General features: G+C 72.7%; 16 protein-coding genes and 1 pseudogene. 7 read left to right on the plus strand and 10 right to left on the minus strand.

Features of this window, described 5'->3' with window-relative positions; translation table 11 throughout:
• Nucleotides 1–4: 4 nt before the first annotated feature.
• Both ACIGXX_RS11795 and ACIGXX_RS11800 read right to left on the minus strand, forming a co-directional pair.
• A complete protein-coding gene (locus ACIGXX_RS11795; RefSeq protein ID WP_399974924.1) occupies nt 5–970 on the minus strand; it encodes an AraC family transcriptional regulator in 966 nt (321 codons plus the stop codon).
• Nucleotides 971–1,085: 115 nt separating this feature from the next.
• Nucleotides 1,086–1,654: pseudogene (locus tag ACIGXX_RS11800) on the minus strand (Uma2 family endonuclease).
• A gap of 238 nt (nt 1,655–1,892) precedes the next feature.
• On the opposite strand from ACIGXX_RS11800, the gene ACIGXX_RS11805 reads away from it, so the two are divergent.
• A complete protein-coding gene (locus ACIGXX_RS11805; RefSeq protein ID WP_399975213.1) occupies nt 1,893–2,723 on the plus strand; it encodes a MerR family transcriptional regulator in 831 nt (276 codons plus the stop codon).
• Complete coding sequence (locus tag ACIGXX_RS11810) at nt 2,720–3,559, plus strand: hypothetical protein (RefSeq protein ID WP_399974927.1); 840 nt, start codon at nt 2,720–2,722, stop codon at nt 3,557–3,559. Before ACIGXX_RS11805 ends, ACIGXX_RS11810 begins: the two co-directional genes overlap by 4 nt.
• On the opposite strand, the gene ACIGXX_RS11815 is transcribed toward ACIGXX_RS11810, so the two are convergent.
• Entirely contained in the window at nt 3,510–4,952 is a 1,443-nt protein-coding gene (locus ACIGXX_RS11815; protein WP_399974930.1) for an RNB domain-containing ribonuclease, read from the minus strand. The genes ACIGXX_RS11810 and ACIGXX_RS11815 overlap by 50 nt on opposite strands.
• Nucleotides 4,953–5,104: 152 nt before the next feature.
• On the opposite strand from ACIGXX_RS11815, the gene yaaA reads away from it, so the two are divergent.
• Both yaaA and eda read left to right on the plus strand, forming a co-directional pair.
• A complete protein-coding gene (gene yaaA, locus ACIGXX_RS11820; protein WP_351159833.1) occupies nt 5,105–5,905 on the plus strand; it encodes a peroxide stress protein YaaA in 801 nt (266 codons plus the stop codon).
• A gap of 81 nt (nt 5,906–5,986) precedes the next feature.
• Nucleotides 5,987–6,613, plus strand: a complete 627-nt coding sequence (eda, locus tag ACIGXX_RS11825; RefSeq protein ID WP_399974934.1) for a bifunctional 4-hydroxy-2-oxoglutarate aldolase/2-dehydro-3-deoxy-phosphogluconate aldolase — start codon at nt 5,987–5,989, stop codon at nt 6,611–6,613.
• Between the two features lie 82 nt (nt 6,614–6,695).
• Here the strand turns inward: eda and ACIGXX_RS11830 are convergent, their stop codons facing one another.
• From ACIGXX_RS11830 to ACIGXX_RS11845, 4 genes are all read right to left on the minus strand, one after another.
• Entirely contained in the window at nt 6,696–7,970 is a 1,275-nt protein-coding gene (locus ACIGXX_RS11830) for a bifunctional RNase H/acid phosphatase (protein ID WP_361462953.1), read from the minus strand.
• Nucleotides 7,971–7,982: 12 nt separating this feature from the next.
• Nucleotides 7,983–8,726, minus strand: a complete 744-nt coding sequence (locus ACIGXX_RS11835; RefSeq protein ID WP_351160675.1) for a C4-type zinc ribbon domain-containing protein — start codon at nt 8,724–8,726, stop codon at nt 7,983–7,985.
• Nucleotides 8,723–9,574 (minus strand): Nif3-like dinuclear metal center hexameric protein, encoded by an 852-nt coding sequence (locus tag ACIGXX_RS11840; RefSeq protein WP_399974938.1) that lies wholly within the window; start codon nt 9,572–9,574, stop codon nt 8,723–8,725. Before ACIGXX_RS11840 ends, ACIGXX_RS11835 begins: the two co-directional genes overlap by 4 nt.
• A 77-nt stretch (nt 9,575–9,651) precedes the next feature.
• Nucleotides 9,652–10,695: an ABC transporter substrate-binding protein gene (locus ACIGXX_RS11845; protein ID WP_399974941.1), complete on the minus strand. Its 1,044-nt coding sequence runs from the start codon at nt 10,693–10,695 to the stop codon at nt 9,652–9,654.
• 221 nt (nt 10,696–10,916) lie between these two features.
• Here ACIGXX_RS11845 and ACIGXX_RS11850 point away from each other — a divergent pair, with 221 nt between their 5' ends.
• Nucleotides 10,917–12,017: a hypothetical protein gene (locus ACIGXX_RS11850; RefSeq protein ID WP_351159842.1), complete on the plus strand. Its 1,101-nt coding sequence runs from the start codon at nt 10,917–10,919 to the stop codon at nt 12,015–12,017.
• A gap of 405 nt (nt 12,018–12,422) precedes the next feature.
• Here ACIGXX_RS11850 and ACIGXX_RS11855 read toward each other — a convergent pair whose 3' ends face one another.
• Genes ACIGXX_RS11855 through ACIGXX_RS11865 form a run of 3 tightly spaced genes read right to left on the minus strand, consistent with a single transcriptional unit; the run spans nt 12,423 to nt 15,368 of the window.
• Nucleotides 12,423–13,376 carry a 3-oxoacyl-ACP reductase gene (locus ACIGXX_RS11855; RefSeq protein ID WP_351159844.1) on the minus strand — a complete coding sequence of 318 codons (954 nt, stop codon included), beginning with the start codon at nt 13,374–13,376 and terminating at the stop codon, nt 12,423–12,425.
• 17 nt (nt 13,377–13,393) lie between these two features.
• Nucleotides 13,394–14,470, minus strand: coding sequence for a Zn-dependent alcohol dehydrogenase (locus ACIGXX_RS11860; RefSeq protein WP_351159846.1), 1,077 nt, complete (start codon nt 14,468–14,470; stop codon nt 13,394–13,396).
• 43 nt (nt 14,471–14,513) lie between these two features.
• Complete coding sequence (locus ACIGXX_RS11865; protein ID WP_383818479.1) at nt 14,514–15,368, minus strand: MaoC/PaaZ C-terminal domain-containing protein; 855 nt, start codon at nt 15,366–15,368, stop codon at nt 14,514–14,516.
• Nucleotides 15,369–15,729: 361 nt separating this feature from the next.
• On the opposite strand from ACIGXX_RS11865, the gene ACIGXX_RS11870 reads away from it, so the two are divergent.
• Together ACIGXX_RS11870 and ACIGXX_RS11875 are read left to right on the plus strand one after the other, a co-directional pair.
• The gene (locus tag ACIGXX_RS11870; protein WP_399975219.1) at nt 15,730–16,959 is read left to right on the plus strand and encodes a sensor histidine kinase; all 1,230 of its coding nucleotides are present in this window, start codon (nt 15,730–15,732) and stop codon (nt 16,957–16,959) included.
• The gene (locus ACIGXX_RS11875; RefSeq protein ID WP_399974947.1) at nt 16,956–17,561 is read left to right on the plus strand and encodes a response regulator; all 606 of its coding nucleotides are present in this window, start codon (nt 16,956–16,958) and stop codon (nt 17,559–17,561) included. The genes ACIGXX_RS11870 and ACIGXX_RS11875 overlap by 4 nt, the downstream gene beginning before the upstream one ends.
• The last annotated feature ends 15 nt before the right edge of the window (nt 17,562–17,576 follow it).

Raw genomic sequence — 17,576 nt, forward strand, 5'->3', positions numbered from 1 at the left:
AGTTTCAGGCCGCTGGGCGCCCGCCGTCTTGAACGCTGTTGCGGCTGCCTCGAACGCTGGTGCGGTACGCCGCCGGGGTCACCCCGAGGACCCGGCGGAACCAGCGCGTCAGGTGCGCCTGGTCGGCGAAGCCCACCAGGGACGCCGCCTGCGCGGGCCGCAGCCCCGCTTCGAGGAGCGCGCGGGCCCGGGTCACGCGATGCTGGGCGAGCCAGGCGTAGGGCGGCATCCCCGTCGACGTACGGAAGGCGCGCAGGAGTTGGTAGCGGGACAGGCCCAGGGGGGCGGCCAGTTCGGCGAGGGAGGGCGGGGCGAGGAGTTCGTCCGCGAGGCGGTCGCGTACGGCGCGGGCGATGCGGTCGGCGCCGGGCACGGTGTCGCACAGGAGCCGGGCGGTGCCGTGTCTGCGGGCGAGGGCGGTGAGCAGCCAGGAGAGGCGTGACTCGGCCTCCAGCGGGTCCGACGGGCCAGGGCTGCCGCTGAGTTCGGTGTGCGCGGTGCGCAGGGCCGCGGCCAGTTCGGGGTCGTGCAGGACGGGGTCGCCGAAGTGCGGTGCGGTCAGGGTGCCCTCGGCGAGGAGGTGGGGCGCCGGGTACATCGCACGGTAGGCGTATCCGCCCTGACGGCCGGGGCCGCCGGTGTGCACTTCGCCGGGGGCGAGTACGACGATGCTTCCGGGCCCCACGTCGAGGCGTCCGCCCCGGTAGTCGATGACCTCGGAGCCGCCGACGCAGACGCCGACGGTGAACTCCTCGTGGTAGTGCGGGGCGTATCGGTGCTGGTCGAAGCGGGCGGTGAGGAGATCGAGGGGCGGCGCGCACGGTTCGAGCCGGGCACGGGTCCAGACCGCGTGCTCCCGGCTGCCGCCGGACGAAGCCGTGTGCGTGTGGCCGCCGTGCGGTGCCGCGTGCGTATGGCCGCCGTGCGCCGCCGTGTACGGATGGCCGCCGTGCACTGTCCCACCGTCCATGCCGCTCCCCCTCGCCACCGCTCTCAGGGGTGCAACGCCCGCGCGCCACTCTTCTATGCCGCGCGGGAGGGCGTTGCCACGCGGGGGCGTCGACGAACTGCCCGGCCGACGGCCCTCAGTCGAACTCCGCGGTCTCCAGCTCGAAGCCGAACGGTTCGGGCAGGGCCACCGCCTTGCCGAAGGGGAGCGTGCAGTGCTGGCGGTAGTCACCCCCTTCCGGGTCTCTGAACAGCGTCACCGAGGAGCCCTCACGGTCGATGAGCAAGTAGAGCGGGATGCCGCCGCGGGCGTAGCAGCGGCGCTTGGCCTCGCGGTCCGCCTGCGGCTTGGTGGAGGTGACCTCGACGACCAGGGCGACGCCTTCACGGGGCATCCAGGGGTCGGCGCCGCGGAAGAGCCGCAGCTCCCTTGGGGCGAATGTGCCGTCCGGGACGGCGTGGTTCTTCGGGCAGGCGCCCCCGCTCTTCGGCTTCAGGCCTTGTTCCCGGAGAACTGCATATCGGTCTGGGAACGCCTGATCACCTGCTCCACGACCAGGCCGATGCAGTCCTCGTGGTCCCCGTCCGGCGGCGGCGTCACGACGATCTCCCCCTCGATCAGCTCCGCCCGGTAACCCTCCGGGGTGTCCAGCGCGAGGAAGCCTTCCAGGAGGACCTCTGCCTGCGTGAGCGGCTCGTGTGCCATGGCAGTCATGTCACGCCCCTTCCTCGGTCGCTCGCCAGACTGGGACATCGCTTGATCCGCCGTCCAAGAGATCAGGAGTTGTTCCGTCGACCGTGGCACACGTTCCCGGGCCGCCGTCAGGCTTCGCCCGCCCGGCGGGTCCCGGGTCGGCTTCGCTTGACCTTGTCGCAGCGTCAACGTTTCTACTGGGCTCATGAACGGGATGAGCGGGCCGAACGGGCGGGGTGGGCGGGGCGGGATGCGGATCGGGGAGCTGGCCGGCATCGTCGGCGTCACCACGCGGGCCATCAGGCACTATCACCACCTCGGGCTGCTGCCCGAGCCCGAGCGGCGGGCCAATGGCTACCGGGAGTACGGGCTGCGGCACGCCGTCGTGCTCGCGCGGATCCGGCGGCTGACCGAGCTGGGGCTCGGCCTCGCCGAGGTGCGGGACGTGCTCGCGGACGACGCGGGGCGCGAGCTCGCCGAGGTGCTCGCGGAGCTGGACGCGGACCTCGCCCGGCAGGAGGCCGCGATCCATGAGCGGCGGGAGCGGCTGCGGGTCCTGCTGGGGGACGCGGAGCGCGGGGTGCTGTCCGCCGAGGGGCCCGTCTCCCCCGAACTGGGCGCGTTCTTCGCCGAGATGGCCCGCTCCACCGCGGGGCGCGAGGGGCCCGAGTCCGCGATGGCCGCGAAGGACCGGGAGCTGCTCGCCCTGATCGACACGACCGCGCCGCAGGAGGACCGGGACAGGCTCCTGGCCGCGATGAGCCCGGCGCTGACGTCTCCCGAAGCGGTGGAGCGCGCGCACGAGGTGTACGCGCTGCTCGACGCGCTCGCGGGCCCCGATGTCGCCGGCCTCGGCGACCCGCTTACGGAGGCCGCCGTGGACAAGGCGGCGCGGGCGCTCGCCGACGCGTTGCCCGACTCCCTCCTCGCTGAGCTGGGCACGGAGGGCGTGCGGGTGGCCGACGGGATCGGCCGTGGCCAGGACCGCTTCCTGGAGGCCTTCTTCGCCGACTTCGCGCCCGCGCAGGCGGAGGCCGTGCGCCGCGGGATGCGGCTGCTCATGGAGCGGGGCGAACAGTGAAGGGGCTGCGAGTGGAGACGCTGCGGGTGAGGGCGCTGGTGCGGGGGCTCGCCTGGGTGGTCGTACCCGTCGAACTCGTCCTTGTCGTCTGTCTGGCGGCGGGGGCCTCGCTCCCCACGGACGTACTCATCGGCGTGGAGGCCGTCGCCGCCCTCATGCTGGCCGTCGAGGGTGTGGCGCTCGCCGTGGTGTACCGGCGGGGCGGGCGCGCGGCGGTCAGGGACGTCGTGCCGGAGCCGGTGCGCAGGATCGTCGGGCACGAGCTGCGGGTGCTCGGCAGTCTCGTGCTGTGGGTGGGCCGGCGGCGGCACGGCGTGCGGGAGGGGGACCTGGCGTTCGGGCACGCCCGCGATCAGGCCGCGATGCTCTACGGCTTCGTCTTCGTCTGCGTCGTGGAGACCATCGGGATGGCCGTACTGCTGCGGAGCTGGCCCGCGGTCCATGCGGTGGTGCTCGTCGTGGACGTCTACTCCGTCGTCCTGATGCTGGGCATCCAGGCCGCCTCCGTGACCCGGCCGCACGTCCTGACCCAAGACTCGCTCCGCGTACGTCAGGGCGCCCACCGGGATCTGCTGATACCACTGGAGCGGATCGCCGCCGTCCGCGGTGAGCGGCGCTTCACGCACGAGGCCGCCGACGGGGTGCTCGACCTGCCCGTCGGCGCGCAGACCTCCCTCACCCTGGAGCTGTCGGAGCCCGTCACGGCGGTCGGTTTCCTCGGCAAGCGGCGCCCGGTGACGACGGTGCGGCTGCACGTGGACGAGCCGGAGCGGCTGCTGAGCGCCCTCAGGCAGGCGCGAACCGGACCTTCGCCGTCCCTGGCTCGGCCTGCGTGAGCCGCACCCGCAGCCGCTCCCCCAGCGGGAGACCGCCGGTGCCGCCCTCGACGCGGGCGACGATCGCGGGGGTGGTCAACTGCACGGTCCCCACGTCCGGTTCACGCTCCTGGACGTCCACGACCACCGCGTCGAAGAGCTCGCCGACCCGGTCCTTGAGCAGCGCCGCCTCGACGATGTCCACGCACTCGCGCTCCACGGTGTTGCCGCGCCGCGTGCCGTCCGCCATCTCCTTGGGCAGCTCGGGCAGCGCGTCGAGCACCCACTGGGGCGGCTCGTCCCCGGCCGCCGCCGCCAGGCACAGCTCGGCGGCGTAGCGGTCGACGAGGCGGCGGAGCGGGGCGGTGCAGTGGGCGTAGGGGGCGGCGACGGCGGCGTGCGTGGTGAGCTCGGGGACCTGGCCGCCGCTGAACGCGGTGTAGCCGGCGCCGCGCAGGAGCGTGGTGCACTCCTGGAGGAACGCGGCGTGGTGGGGCCGGCGCGGGTCGAGGGAGCGGACGAGCTCGGCGTACGGGACGTGGTGCGGCCAGTCGACGTCCAGGGCCTTCGCGGTGCGCCGGAGCCGGCCGACGGCGCCGTCGGGGGCGGTGGGCAGGGTCCGCAGGATTCCCGCACCGGACTGGATCATCAGCTCGGCGGCGGCCATGCCGGTGAGGAGGGAGATCTGGGCGTTCCACCCGTCGGCGGGCAGCGGCGCGCGATACACGAGTTCGTACGCGCCGTCCCGCTCGACGATCTCCTGCTCGGGCACGTTGAGGGAGATGCCGCCCCGCTCGACCTCAAGCCGCTCACGCAGCCGCCCGATGTCGGCGAGCAGCGCGAGGGCCTCCTCGGCGGTGCCGCCGTCGATGGCCTGCTGCACGCCTGCGTAGTCGAGCTTCGCGCGGCTGCGTACGAGGGCACGGCGCACGTCGGTGGAGACGGCGCGCCCCTCCGCGTCGAGGTCGATGGTCCACAGGACGGCGGGGCAGTCCTGTCCCGGCAGCAGACTGGCCGCGCCCTCGCTCAGGACGGTGGGGTGCAGCGGCACCTTCTCGTCGGGGAAGTAGAGGGTGGTGACGCGCCGGTGGGCCTCCGTGTCGAGGGGCGCGCCCGGTGTGACGTACGCGGCGACGTCGGCGATGGCGTACCGCACCCGGAATCCGCCGCCGTCCCGCCGGGACAGGTACATCGCCTGGTCGAGGTCGACGGAGGTGGGCGGGTCGATGGTGAAGAGGGGGATGTCGGTCGCGTCGTACGCGGGAAGCCGCGGAGCGGCGACGGCGCGCTGGGCATCGGCGAGGACGTCCCCGGAAAACCCCTCGGGAACATCCAACCTCACACGCAGCTCACGCAGCGCGCTCCGCAAGGGAGCTTCGGCTGCGGTGGTCACACGGAGATGGCGACGGGGCATGGGTCGAGCGTAGGCGGGGTGGGGCGGGGCGGCATGGCGGGGCGGCAGCCGGTCGCCCGCTCCGCCGGGGTCTTGCGGCGACGCGGGGGAGCCCGAGGCGATTACCCTGGCGCGGGGCCGCATCCCCTCTCGTCACCCTCCGAAGGAGACCCATGCTCGTCCTGCTGCCGCCCTCCGAAGGCAAGGCATCCTCCGGCCGCGGCGCTCCCCTGAAGCCGGAGTCGCTCTCCCTGCCGGCCCTCGCGGACGCGCGGCAGGCCGTGCTCGACGAGTTGGTCGAGCTCTGCGTGGCGGACGAGGAGAAGGCCCGTGACGTCCTCGGGCTCAGCGAGGGGCTGCGCGGTGAGGTCGCGAAGAACACCGAGCTCCGTACGGCGGGCGCGCGCCCGGCGGGTGAGATCTACACCGGTGTCCTGTACGACGCCCTCGACCTCGCCACCCTGGACGCCGCCGCCAAGCGCCGCGCGGCCCGCTCGCTCCTCGTCTTCTCCGGCCTGTGGGGCGCCGTCGGCGTCACCGACCGCATCCCCTCCTACCGCTGCTCGATGGGCGTGAAGCTGCCGGGCCTCGGCGCGCTCGGCGCCTACTGGCGCACTCCGATGGCCTCGGCCATGCCCGAGGCCGCCGGTGACGGACTCGTCCTCGACCTGCGTTCGTCGGCGTACACCGCCGCGTGGAAGCCGAAGGGCGAGGTCGCGGACCGCACGGCGACGGTACGGGTGCTGCACGCGCAGCTGGTCGACGGGGTCGAGAAGCGGTCCGTCGTCTCGCACTTCAACAAGGCGACCAAGGGGCGGATCGTGCGGTCCTTGCTGGAGACGGGTGCCCAGCCGAAGAACCCGGCCGAGCTGGTGGAGGCGCTGCGGGACCTCGGGCACGTGGTGGAGGCGCAGGCCCCCGCCAAGGCGGGCAAGGCGTGGGCGCTCGACGTGGTGGTGCGCGAGATCCACTGATCCCGCGGCCCGCGAAACCGCCGGTTGCAGCATGCGCAACGCCCTTTGCGCATGCTGCGTACACCGGGGCAGGATGCACCCATGACTTCCCCCTCCGCCTCCGTGCTCGATCTCGCCCCCGTCGTCCCCGTAGTCGTCGTGGAGGACGTCGCCGACGCCGTACCGCTGGCCCGCGCGCTGGTCGCGGGCGGACTGCCCGCGATCGAGGTGACCCTGCGGACGCCCGCCGCGCTCGACGCGATCCGGGCCATCGCGGCGGAGGTGCCGGACGCGGTGGTCGGCGCGGGCACGGTCATCTCGCCCCAGGGCGTCGCGGAGTCCGTCGACGCCGGGGCCCGCTTCCTGGTGAGCCCGGGGTGGACGGACACGCTGCTGGCCGCCATGAAGGCGTCCGGGGTGCCGTTCCTGCCGGGCGTCTCGACGACGTCCGAGGTCGTGGCGCTGCTGGAGCGCGGCGTGCACGAGATGAAGTTCTTCCCGGCGGAGGCCGCGGGCGGCACCGCCTACCTCAAGTCGCTGGGCGGACCGCTGCCGCAGGCCCGCTTCTGCCCGACGGGCGGCATCGGCCTCGCCTCCGCTCCGTCGTACCTCGCCCTGAAGAACGTCGGCTGCGTGGGCGGCAGCTGGATGCTGCCCGCGGATGCGGTCGCGGCGAAGGACTGGACCCGCATCGAGTCCCTGGCCCGCGAGGCAGCAGCACTGCGATAGGCGCCCCGTAAGGGGCGCGGGGAACTGCGCGCTCAGCCACGACGCACCCGCGGTGACTGCACGCCGCGAACCCCGCCAAGCCCTACCGCAGGTGCGACGTGTCGTTCAGCAGCCGCACCGACGCGTTCCCGTCCCCGTAGTACGCCACCGCCGAGACGGACGCCGCCGAGAGCTCCATCCGGAACAGGGACTCCGGCGGCGCGCCCAGCGCAAGGCGCACCAGCGTCTTGATCGGCGTGACGTGCGTGACGAGCAGGACCGTGCGGCCCGCGTACTCGGCGACGAGACGCTCCCGGGCCGCCGACACCCGCTGAGCCACCGCGGCGAAGGACTCGCCGCCCGGCGGCGCGGCGTCGGGCGAGGCCAGCCATGCGTTCAGCTCATCCGGCCGGCGCTCGCGCACCTCGCCGAAGGTGAGGCCCTCCCAGGCCCCGAAGTCCGTCTCGCGCAGCCCGTCCTCGATGCGTACGTCGAGACCGAGGCGGGCCGCGACGGCCTGCGCGGTCTCCTGGCAGCGCTTCAGCGGCGAGGAGACGATCGCCTGGATCGTGCCCCGCGCGGCGAACGCCGCCGCCGCGCGCTCGGCCTGGCCCCGCCCCACGTCGGAGAGCGACGGATCGGTCCCGCCGCTGCCGGAGAACCGCTTCTGGGGGGTCAGCGCCGTCTCGCCGTGCCGCAGCAGGACGAAGGTCGCGGGGGCACCCAGATCGGCCGGTGCCGCCCAGCCGACGGACGGGGCCTGCGCCGCCACGTTCTCAGCGGCGCGCACATCGGCGCCCGCGTCGGCCAGCGCCAGGGGGTCGGACTCCCGGCGTTCGGCCAGCGCCGCCCGCGCCTTGGCCGCACCCGCGGCGGCGTCACCCGGCGGGTCGGAGCGCACGTCCGCGCCCGCCCGCGAGGCGCCCGCGTCCAGCTCCGCCGTCGAATCCGACGCCGACCACCGCTCGCCCCGCTTGCCCGCGTCCATCGCCTCGTTGGCGAGACGGTCCGCGTGCTTGTTCTTCTCGCGCGGGATCCACTCGTACGTCACCTGGGACGACGGGTAGATCCGCGCGGCCTCGGCGGCGAGCGGCTTCATGTCCGGGTGCTTGATCTTCCAGCGGCCCGACATCTGCTCGACGACGAGCTTGGAGTCCATGCGGACGTGGACCGAGGCGGCCGGGTCGAGTTCGTGCGCCGCCTTCAGACCGGCCACCAGCCCCTTGTACTCGGCGACGTTGTTCGTCGCGACGCCGATGTACTGCGCGACCTCCCGCAGGGTCTCCCCCGTGGTCGCGTCGATGACGACCGAGCCGTAGCCCGCGGGCCCCGGGTTGCCCCGCGACCCGCCGTCGGCCTCGACGATGAACTCCCGCACGGCCACGGGCGCTTACAGACCCGACTCGGAGGTGCGGACCAGGATGCGGCTGCAGTTCTCGCACCGCACGACCGTGTCGGGGGACGCCGCCTTCACCTCGTTGACGCCGGTGATGTCCAGCTCGATGCGGCAGCCCTCGCAGCGCCGCTGGTAGAGCCTGGCCGCGCCGACGCCGCCCTCCTTGACCCGGAGCTTGTCGTAGAGCTTGAGCAGGTCGGCCGGGATCGAACCCGCCACGACCTCGCGCTCCTTGGTGACCGTGGCGGCCTCGCCGTCGATCTCCTCGGAGGCCGCGTCACGGCGGGCCGTGGCGTCGTCGATCTTCGACTGGACCGAGGAGACACGTTCCGTCAGCTCGGAGACCCGCTCCTGGGCGGACTCGCGGCGCTCCATGACCTCGAGGACCACGTCCTCCAGGTCGCCCTGGCGCTTGGCGAGCGAGGCGATCTCGCGCTGGAGGTTCTCCAGGTCCTTGGGGGACGTCACGGCGCCGGAGTCCAGGCGCTGCTGGTCACGGTTGGCGCGCTGGCGCACCTGGTCGACGTCCTGCTCCGCCTTGGTCTGCTCGCGGGAGCAGTCGCTCTCCTCGGTCGTCGAGGCGACGAGCAGGTCGCGCAGCTGCGCGAGGTCCTTGTTCAGCGACTCGATCTCGGCGTGCTCGGGCAGGGACTTCTTCCGGTGCGCCAGCTGCTGGAGGCGTACGTCGAATGCCTGGATGTCGAGGAGTCGGATCTGGTCGGCGGGCGCGGCGTTCAGTTGGGGGCTCCTGTGGTGTGGGTATTCGAGGCCGCGTGGGCGGTCCAGGGGTCGGTGACCGTCTTGGAGACGTGGATGCGAAGGCCCCATCCGTGACGGTCGGAGATCTGATCGAGCTGCGCGGCGGCCAGCTCGCACCACGGCCACTCGGTGGCCCAGTGCGCGGCGTCGAGCAGCGCGAGCGGAGTCTGTGCGCGGGCCTCGGACACCGGGTGGTGCCGCAGGTCCGCGGTGAGGAAGGCGTCGACGCCGGACGCGCGTACGTCGTCGAAGAGGCCGTCGCCGGAGCCGCCGCTGACCGCGACCGTGCGGATCAGCTGCTCCGGGTCGCCCGCGACCCGGATGCCCTGCGCGGTGGCGGGCAGCCGCTCGGCCGCGCGGGCGGCGAGTTCGCGGAGCGTCAGGGGGTGGTCGAGCTCGCAGATACGGCCGAGGCCGCGGCGGGCGTGCGCGTCGGCCGGGTCCGGTACGAGGGGACGGACGACCCGCAGGTCGAGCGCGCCCGCGAGGGCGTCGGAGACGCCGGGGTCGGCGCGGTCCGCGTTCGTGTGCGCGACGTGCAGCGCGACGTCGTTCTTGATCAGGTCGTGGACGACGCGGCCCTTGAAGGTGGCGGCCGAGACCGTCGTCGTGCCGCGCAGATAGAGCGGGTGGTGCGTGACCAGGAGCTGGGCGCCCAGCTTCACCGCTTCGTCGACGATGTCCTGGACGGGGTCGACGGCGAAGAGGACCCGGGAGATCTCCGCCTCGGGGTCGCCGCAGACCGTGCCGACCGCGTCCCAGCTCTCGGCGAGTTCGGCGGGCCACAGGGCGTCGAGGGCGGCGATGACTTCAGACAGACGGGGCACAGAGGAAAGGCTACCTGTCCTCTGCGCCCCACTGGCCATGGCTTACGTACTGCTACCGACCGCCCACGAGCTGCGCCCTACTTGACGAGGAAGCCCTTGAGGTCGCCGAGGACCTCGTTGGCCGCCGTCACGCCGAGGCCCAGGTACCAGGTCTCGTCCGGGACGTCCTTGGCCCGGCCCTTCTTGACCGCGTCGAGCTTCTTCCACAGGGGGTTCTTCTCGGCCTCGGTGCGGCCCGTCTTCTTCGCGTCGCCGTAGACGCCGGTGAAGATCCAGTCGGCGTCGGCCTCGTCGATCTTCTCGGTGCTGATCTCCGTGGCGAGGTCGTTGATCTGCTGGTTCTTGGGGCGGGGCAGGCCGGTGTCGTCGAGGATCGTGCCGATGAAGGACGCCTTGGCGTAGAGGCGGACGCGGTCCGGCATGTAGCGGAGCATCGTGATCGTCGGCTTGTCATCGCCGAGCTCGCGGCCCAGGCTGCGCGCCTTCTCCTCGTACTCGGCCAGCTCCGTCTTCGCCTTCTCGGTCTTGTCCAGCGCGGCCGCGTTCAGGAGGTAGTTCTCCTTCCACGTGAAGCCGGGGCGGATGGAGAAGACGGTCGGGGCGATCTTGGAGAGCTGCGGGTAGAGCTTGGCGGCGCGCAGTTCGCTGCCGAGGATCAGGTCCGGCTTCAGGTTCGCGATGGCCTCCAGGTTGAGGGCGTTGATCGTGCCCACGTCCTTGGGGTCGCCCGCGTCCTTCTTCAGGTAGCCGGGTACGCCGTCGTCGCCCTCGGTGGGGGCGTAGCCGACGGGCTTGACGCCGAGCGAGACGACGTTGTCGAGCTCGCCGACGTCCAGGACCACGACCCGCTTGGGCTCCGCCTTGAGCTCCGTCTTGCCGCGGGCGTGCGTGATGGTGCGCGGGAACGCGCCCGCCTTGGCGGTGGTGCCCATCTTCGCGGTCTGCTCGGCGGCCTTGGAGAAGTCGTCGCCGCCCTGGGCGACGGCCTTGCTGCCGCTGCCGTCGTCGGACGTGCCGCCGCTGTCACCGGACCCGCAGGCCGCGAGGGAGAGCGCGCCGGCCACGGCGAGGGCGAGGGCGGCGGTGGCACGCGTGCGGCGGGGTCGTACGGACGGGGACATCGGTGCTCCATGCTCCAGGGGGTGTGCCGCGGCTGCCGCTTCCGCGGGCCCGCAACCACTTAGGTTCGCCTTACTTTAAGCGCGCTCTCCCCACCCAGCACAACCACCCCCGCCCCCTCAGGCGAATCGGTACATCGCCACCCTTCTGTGTGAAGCGGGTGGCCACAGGTGCCACGGCAGTGCGTGCGAAAACTAGCTTCGGGGCCCGGAGGTACCCCCCTATGACAGCGCCCACGCTTGAGCCCGAGCCCATGACCGCGCCGACGTCCCGCCCGGCGCCCGCGACGCCCCCCGTGATCACCGCCAACGGCGCGTACGCCGCTCGCCTCGCCCACGACGGCAATTCCTGGTTCCCCGAGCGCTGGACCCTCGACTCCCCGGAGCCGTACGCGGTGCCGCTGCCCGGCAACCAGCCGGAGGAGCCCGGCACCGAGGTGCTCCCGATGGCCGACGGGCGGGTCCTGATCCACCGCGTCGTCGACGGACGGCACACGTTCTCGCTCCTGTACCCGACGGGGCCCGAGACCGGTGAAGTGCCGCTCGGCGCCGTGGAGTGCGGGGGGTCCCGGCTGACGCTGCTGCCGCCGTCACCGGTGGGCAGCCACGCGTACGCCCTCGCGGTGGGCCCGGGGTCGACGGCCCTGTGGCTGGTGGCGGGCGGCGCCTTCGGGCCCGAGCACGTCGCCGAGATCCCCGGGGTCTGCTCGGGCGGGGTCTGGCTGGACGGGGACGGCCGGATGCTGGCCCTGGACCGGGAGTTGGGCGGCCGGGTCAAGGCGGTCGCGGTGGACCTGGAGCGGCGCGGCGAGGTGTCGCCCCTCCTGCAGATCGCCGACGAGAGCGACGACCGGCTGCTGCTCGCGGACGCCGACAGCGGACTGCTCCTGATCCGCTCGAACGCGCCGGGCCACGACCGGCTCGGCTGGGGGGTGCTCGGCGGCACGCGCCCGGTGCGTTTCCCCGAGTGCCTGCGCCTGCCCGATCTCGCGGTGACGCCGTTCGCCATCCAGCCCGGCCAGACGCTGATGCCGGAGAGCTGTGCGGTGGCGCTGCGGATCGACGGGGCGCGGGGCAGCTGGCTCGGCCTGTGGCGCCCCACCGACCGACGGCTCCAGCAACTGGCCGCTCCGGAGGGGTGGTTGGCGGGTTCGGGGTGGTGGACGCGGGAGGGGGCGCTGCGTCTTCCGTATGTGACGGAGGCGGTTCCCTGCGGGGTCGCGGAGGCGGAGCTTCCGGCTCCGGCGGTGGCGCCCGCGCCGGTCGCCGCGCGGCCCGTTCCGTTGCAGCAGGCACCCCTGACGGGGCGCACGGGCGTTGGTTAGACTCGCCCGGCTACATCGAACGATCTTCTTTACAGAGTTACCGGTTTACGGGGTGAGTATGTCGATGAGAACCGAGATCAGTACGGAATCCGAGCGGAATCCCGAGCCGCGGGAGGCGGCGGGCAGTTCCGGCGCCGGTAGGCATCGGGGGCCTGTGGCCGAGCATGACGGGGATGCGGCGCCGCGGGGGCGGCACCGTCGCCCGGGCAACGAGAACTGATTCTTTCCCCAACCCCGCCCCTTCCCGAAAACCCGCTCGGCGCAGGGGCCTGATCGGGGCTCCGCCCCGGACCCGTACAAGATGGCCTCAAACGCCGGCCGGGCTGAACTGTCAGCCCGTCCGGCGTTTGAGGACGAACTCGGCGAAGCCGGTGATGACGGCCGAAAAGGGGCGGGGTTGGGGAACTATCCCCGCTTCAGCCCCAGCACCTCCGCCGCCGCGAACGTCTCGCTCGCAGGGCGCCCCGCGTAATAAGGCGAAAGCACCCCGTCCAGCTCCTCGTACGTGAAGACGTCCTTCGCCGTGTCGAACTTCGCCGCCACCTTGGGGCGTTCGACCACGGCGACCATGCCGCCGTGCACCACCAGCAGCTGACCGTTGACCCCGGCAGCCGCAGGCGACGCCAAGTAGCCCACCAGCGGCGCCACATGCTCGGGAGCGAGCGGGTCGAGCTCCCCCGCTCCCGGTTCCTGGTAGCCCGCGAAGACGTCCTCCGTCATTCGCGTCCGCGCTCGCGGACAGATGACGTTCGCCGTCACCCCGTACTTGCCCAGGGCCAGCGCGCTCGACGTCGTCAGGCCGACGATCCCGCCCTTCGCCGCCGCGTAGTTCGGCTGGCCCGCGGAGCCCGCGAGGAACGCCTCCGACGAGGTGTTGACGATCCGGCCGTACACCGGCTCCCCCGCCGCCTTGGACCGCTCGCGCCAGTGCACGGACGCGAAGTGCGTCGTGTTGAAGTGGCCCTTGAGGTGGACGTGGATGACCGAGTCCCACTCGCCCTCGCTCATCGAGAAGATCATCCGGTCCCGCAGGATGCCCGCGTTGTTGACCAGGATGTCGAGCTTGCCGTACGTGTCGATCGCCAACTGGACGAGCCCGCGCGCCTGTTCGTGGTCCGCGACATCGCCCAGGTGCGCGACCGCCTGCCCGCCCGCCGCCCGGATCTCGGCCGCGACCTCCTCGGCGGGCGTCGCCGACGCCTCGCCCGAGCCGTCGCGGCCGCTCTGGCCGAAGTCGTTGACGACGACGCTCGCGCCGAGCCGGGCCAGTTCCAAGGCTTCCGCGCGCCCCAGGCCCCGGCCCGCTCCTGTCACGATCGCGGCCAACCCGTCCAGTGGCCGTGGCAATGGCTGTGCCATCAGGGATCGAAGTCCTCTCAGATCTCGATGCACGTACGCAGCGCGACGCCCGTACGCATCTGGTCAAGCGCTTCGTTGATCTCGGAGAGCGGCACCCGGTGGGTGATCAGGCTCTCCAGGTCGATCCGGCCCGCGCGCCACAGCGCGATGGCCCGCTCGTAGGACTGCAGGACGTCGCCGCCGCCGTACATGGACGGCAGGATCCGCTTCTCGTCGAAGAACAGCTCGAACATGTTCAGCTGGAGGTTGTCGTCCATGGCGCCCGCGCCGACGATCACGAGCGTGCCGCCGCGCCGGGTCGTCTCGTACGCGGTGCGGGCGGTGGCGGACCTGCCGACGACCTCGAAGACGTAGTCGAAGCCCTCGCCCGCGGTCACCCGCTGCTTGGCGTCGGCGAGTCCGTCCGGCGCCACCGCCTCCGTCGCGCCGAACCGCAGCGCGGCCTCGCGCCGCGACGCCACCGGGTCGACGGCGATGATCTGCGCCGCGCCCTTGAGCCGCGCGCCCTGGATCGCGGAGATGCCGACGCCGCCGCAGCCGATGACGGCGACGGACGAACCGGCCTTGACGTCGGCGGTGTTGATGGCCGCGCCGAGCCCGGTCGTCACTCCGCAGCCGATCAGGGCCGCGATGTCGAAGGGCACGTCGTCCGGGATCGGCACGGCGCAGCCCGCGTCGACCACGACCTCCTCGGTGAAGGTGCCCGTGCCCGCGAAGCCGAAGACGTCTCCGCCGGGGCGCTTGAAGTTGGGGGTGCCCGCGTTCATGAACCCGGCCAGGCACAGCTGGCTCTGGCCGCGCTTGCACGCCGGACACTGGCCGCAGGCGGGCAGCCAGCAGACCAGGACCCGGTCGCCCTGGCTGACGCCGGTCACGCCGTCGCCGACGTCGACGATCTCGCCCGCGCCCTCGTGGCCGGGGATGAACGGAGCGGGCTGCGGCAGTACGCCGTTCATCGCCGATACGTCGGAGTGGCACAGGCCCGTCGCCCGCACCCGGATCTTCACCTTGCCGGGGCCGAAGCCCACCGTCTCGACGTCGTCGAGGACCTCGAGTTTGTCCTGACCTATCTCGTGCAGTACGGCTGCGCGCATGGTGCGGCTCCTCTCGTACGAAGCTTCAGGCGTGTCCGGGGCTTCAGGCGTGCTCGACGATCGTGTCGGCGAGGACCGGCGCGTCGTCCCGCTCGATGGCCGTCGCCGCCACGTGGACCCGGCCCTCGGAGCGCCACATCCGGATCCGCAGGGTCTCCCCGGGGAAGACGATGCCGGTGAAGCGCGTGCTGTAGCTCCGCACCCGTGACACGTCACCGCCCAGCTCGCTGTCGACGACCGCCTTGAGCACCATCCCGTAGGTGCACAGGCCGTGCAGGATCGGCCGGTCGAAGCCCGCGAGCTTGGCGAACTCGGGGTCGGCGTGCAGCGGGTTCCAGTCCCCGGAGAGGCGGTAGAGCAGCGCCTGCTCCTCGCGGACGGGGCGCTCGACGGTCCTCTCGGGCTCGCCCTCGGGGGCCGGGACGCGGGTGGAGGGGCCGCGTTCGCCGCCGAATCCGCCTTCGCCGCGTACGAAGATCTGGGCGTCGCTGGTCCACAGCGGCCCTTCGCCGTCGGCCACTTCGGTGCGCAGGACGAGGATCGCGGCCTTGCCCTTGTCGTACACGGCGGCCACCTTGGAGGTGGTGACGGCCTTGCCCTTGACCGGGATCGGGCGGTGCAGGGTGATGCCCTGGCCGCCGTGCAGGACCGCGGCCAGGTTCACCTCGATGCCGGGGGCCGAGAGCCCGCCGACGACGCCCATGCCCGCGCCGGCGACGGTCGCGAAGCTGGGCAGGACGTGCAGCCGGGACTCCAGGGTGTAGCGCAGCTCGTCCGGGTCGGTGGCGGGGACGCCCGCGCCAAGGCCCAGGTGGTAGAGCTGGATGTCCTTGTGATCCCAGGCGATCTCGGCCGACCTGGGCTCCGCGGCCAGTGCTTTCGCGGCATCGATGGGCATGGGGTGGCAGCTCCTTGGCCGGTCTGAAGACCTCGGTGCGGCCGTCCGCACCGTCGGTCGCACCGAGGTCGCAACAGGGCCGGAAGGAGCCCGTTCTAGAACGCGTTCCAGTCCGGCGATCCCATGTATAGCCGAGCGTCCGGAAGTTGTGAAGGCTCCTGACGTCACGTCAGATACGCCACTGATCAAGCGTGTGACATTTGTACCGGCCGAGTCCGTACATCCACATCTGCCGCCGCACGGCCCGGATTCGTACCGTCGGAACCATGACGAGGAGTTCGTACGCTGTGCCTTCGTACCGCCGGGCCGCGCGGACCACATGACGACGCCGACGATGCGCCCCGGCGCGACAGGAGAAGCGATGCCGGTGAAGGGCTTCTGGCGGAGGCACACACGCCTCGCGGGATGGACGCGCAGCGGCAGGGCGCAGCTCGCCGAGGTGCGGGCGCAGGAGAAGTGCGGGCGGAGCAACCCGCAGGACCTGGGCCCGCCCAACGGCTTCGCGATGCTGCCCTGGCTCCTGATGGGCATGGGCTCCTTCTCCAACATCCTCCAGGGCAAGACGGGCAACCCCTGGATCGGCGGGCTTGGCCTGCTGGCCTTCAACTCCCTCTACATCGCCGTGGTGTTCCGCGCCTTCGACAAGAGGGCCCGGGAGGCGGCCGTCACGAGGCGTCTGCTGCTCGCGCTGACCGCGGTCACCTTCGCCCTCGCCATCGGCTACGGCGACAGCTGGCTGATGTTCTTCCCGCTGCTCGGCCTGGCGACCGGCTCGGTCCTGCGGGGCAGGCAGCTGGCTCCCGCGGGGTTCACCCTGAGCATCGCGGCGGCGGTGGTCGGCGGGCTGAAGGACGGCTGGGACGCGGCGGGCATCGCGTACGGCACGTTCATCTCCGTCATGGTGACGGCGGCGATCCTCGCCCTCTCCGAGACGGTGAAGGAGCTGCGCGCCACGCGCGAGGAGCTGGCCCGCGGCGCGGTGGAGAAGGAGCGGCTGCGCTTCTCCCGCGACCTGCACGACCTGCTCGGCCACACGCTCTCGGTGATCGTGGTCAAGGCGGAGGCCACGCGCCGGCTCGCCCCCCGCGACCTGGACGCGGCGCTCGGCCAGGTGGCCGACATCGAGTCCGTCGGCCGCCAGGCCCTGACCGAGATCCGCGAGGCGGTCACCGGCTACCGCGAGGGCAGCCTGGCCACGGAGCTGGACCGGGCGCGCGATCTCCTGGACGCAGCGGGCGTCGACGCGGTCGTACGCCAGTCGGGGCCGCCGCTCGCGCCGCAGACGGCGGCGCTGCTGGGCTGGGTGGTCCGGGAGTCCGCCACGAACGTCGTACGCCACGCCAGGGCTACCCGCTGCGAGATCGAGGTGGCGGGCACCGCCGAACGGACCCGGCTGCTGATCACCGACGACGGCCGCGGCGTAGGCTCGACAGCGCCCGGCAGCGGGCTGAAGGGCCTGGCCGAACGCCTCGCGGCGGCGGGCGGCTCCCTGGAGTCCGGCCCCGCGCCTCGCGGCGGCTTCCGGGTCACGGCGGAGCTGCCGGTCACCGAGTTCAGCACCGGCCCCGTTGTGGAGGAGCGCACCCCATGATCAGAGTCCTGCTCGCCGAGGATCAGGGCATGATGCGGGGCGCGCTCGCGCTGCTGCTCGGCATGGAGCGGGACATCGAGGTGGTCGCGCAGGTCGGCGCGGGCGACGAGATCGTGGACGCGGCGCTGAACTCCCGCCCCGACGTGGCGCTCCTCGACATCGAGCTGCCGGGCCGCAGCGGGCTCGACGCGGCGGCGGACCTGCGGGAGGAGTGCCCCGAGTGCCGGGTCCTCATCCTCACGACGTTCGGCAGGCCCGGCTATCTGCGCCGGGCGATGGAGGCGGGCGCGGTGGGCTTCCTGGTCAAGGACGGCCCGGTGGAGGACCTGGCGGAGGCGATCCGCCAGGCACTGCGGGGCGAGACGGTGATCGACCCGGCCCTTGCGGCGGCCGCCCTGAGCGCGGGCCCGAGCCCGCTGACGACGCGGGAGGCGGATGTCCTGCGGGCGTCGGTGGACGGAGCGGCGGTCTGCGACATCGCGGGAAAACTGCACCTGTCGGAGTCGACGGTGCGGAACTATCTCTCGGGCGCGATCGGCAAGACGGGGACGCGAAACCGGATGGAGGCGGTGCGGGAGGCACGGCAGCGGGGTTGGCTCTGACTGCCCCCGGGCTTC

The sequence above is a fragment of the Streptomyces sp. NPDC055243 genome, assembly GCF_044544025.1.
GTDB lineage: Bacteria > Actinomycetota > Actinomycetes > Streptomycetales > Streptomycetaceae > Streptomyces.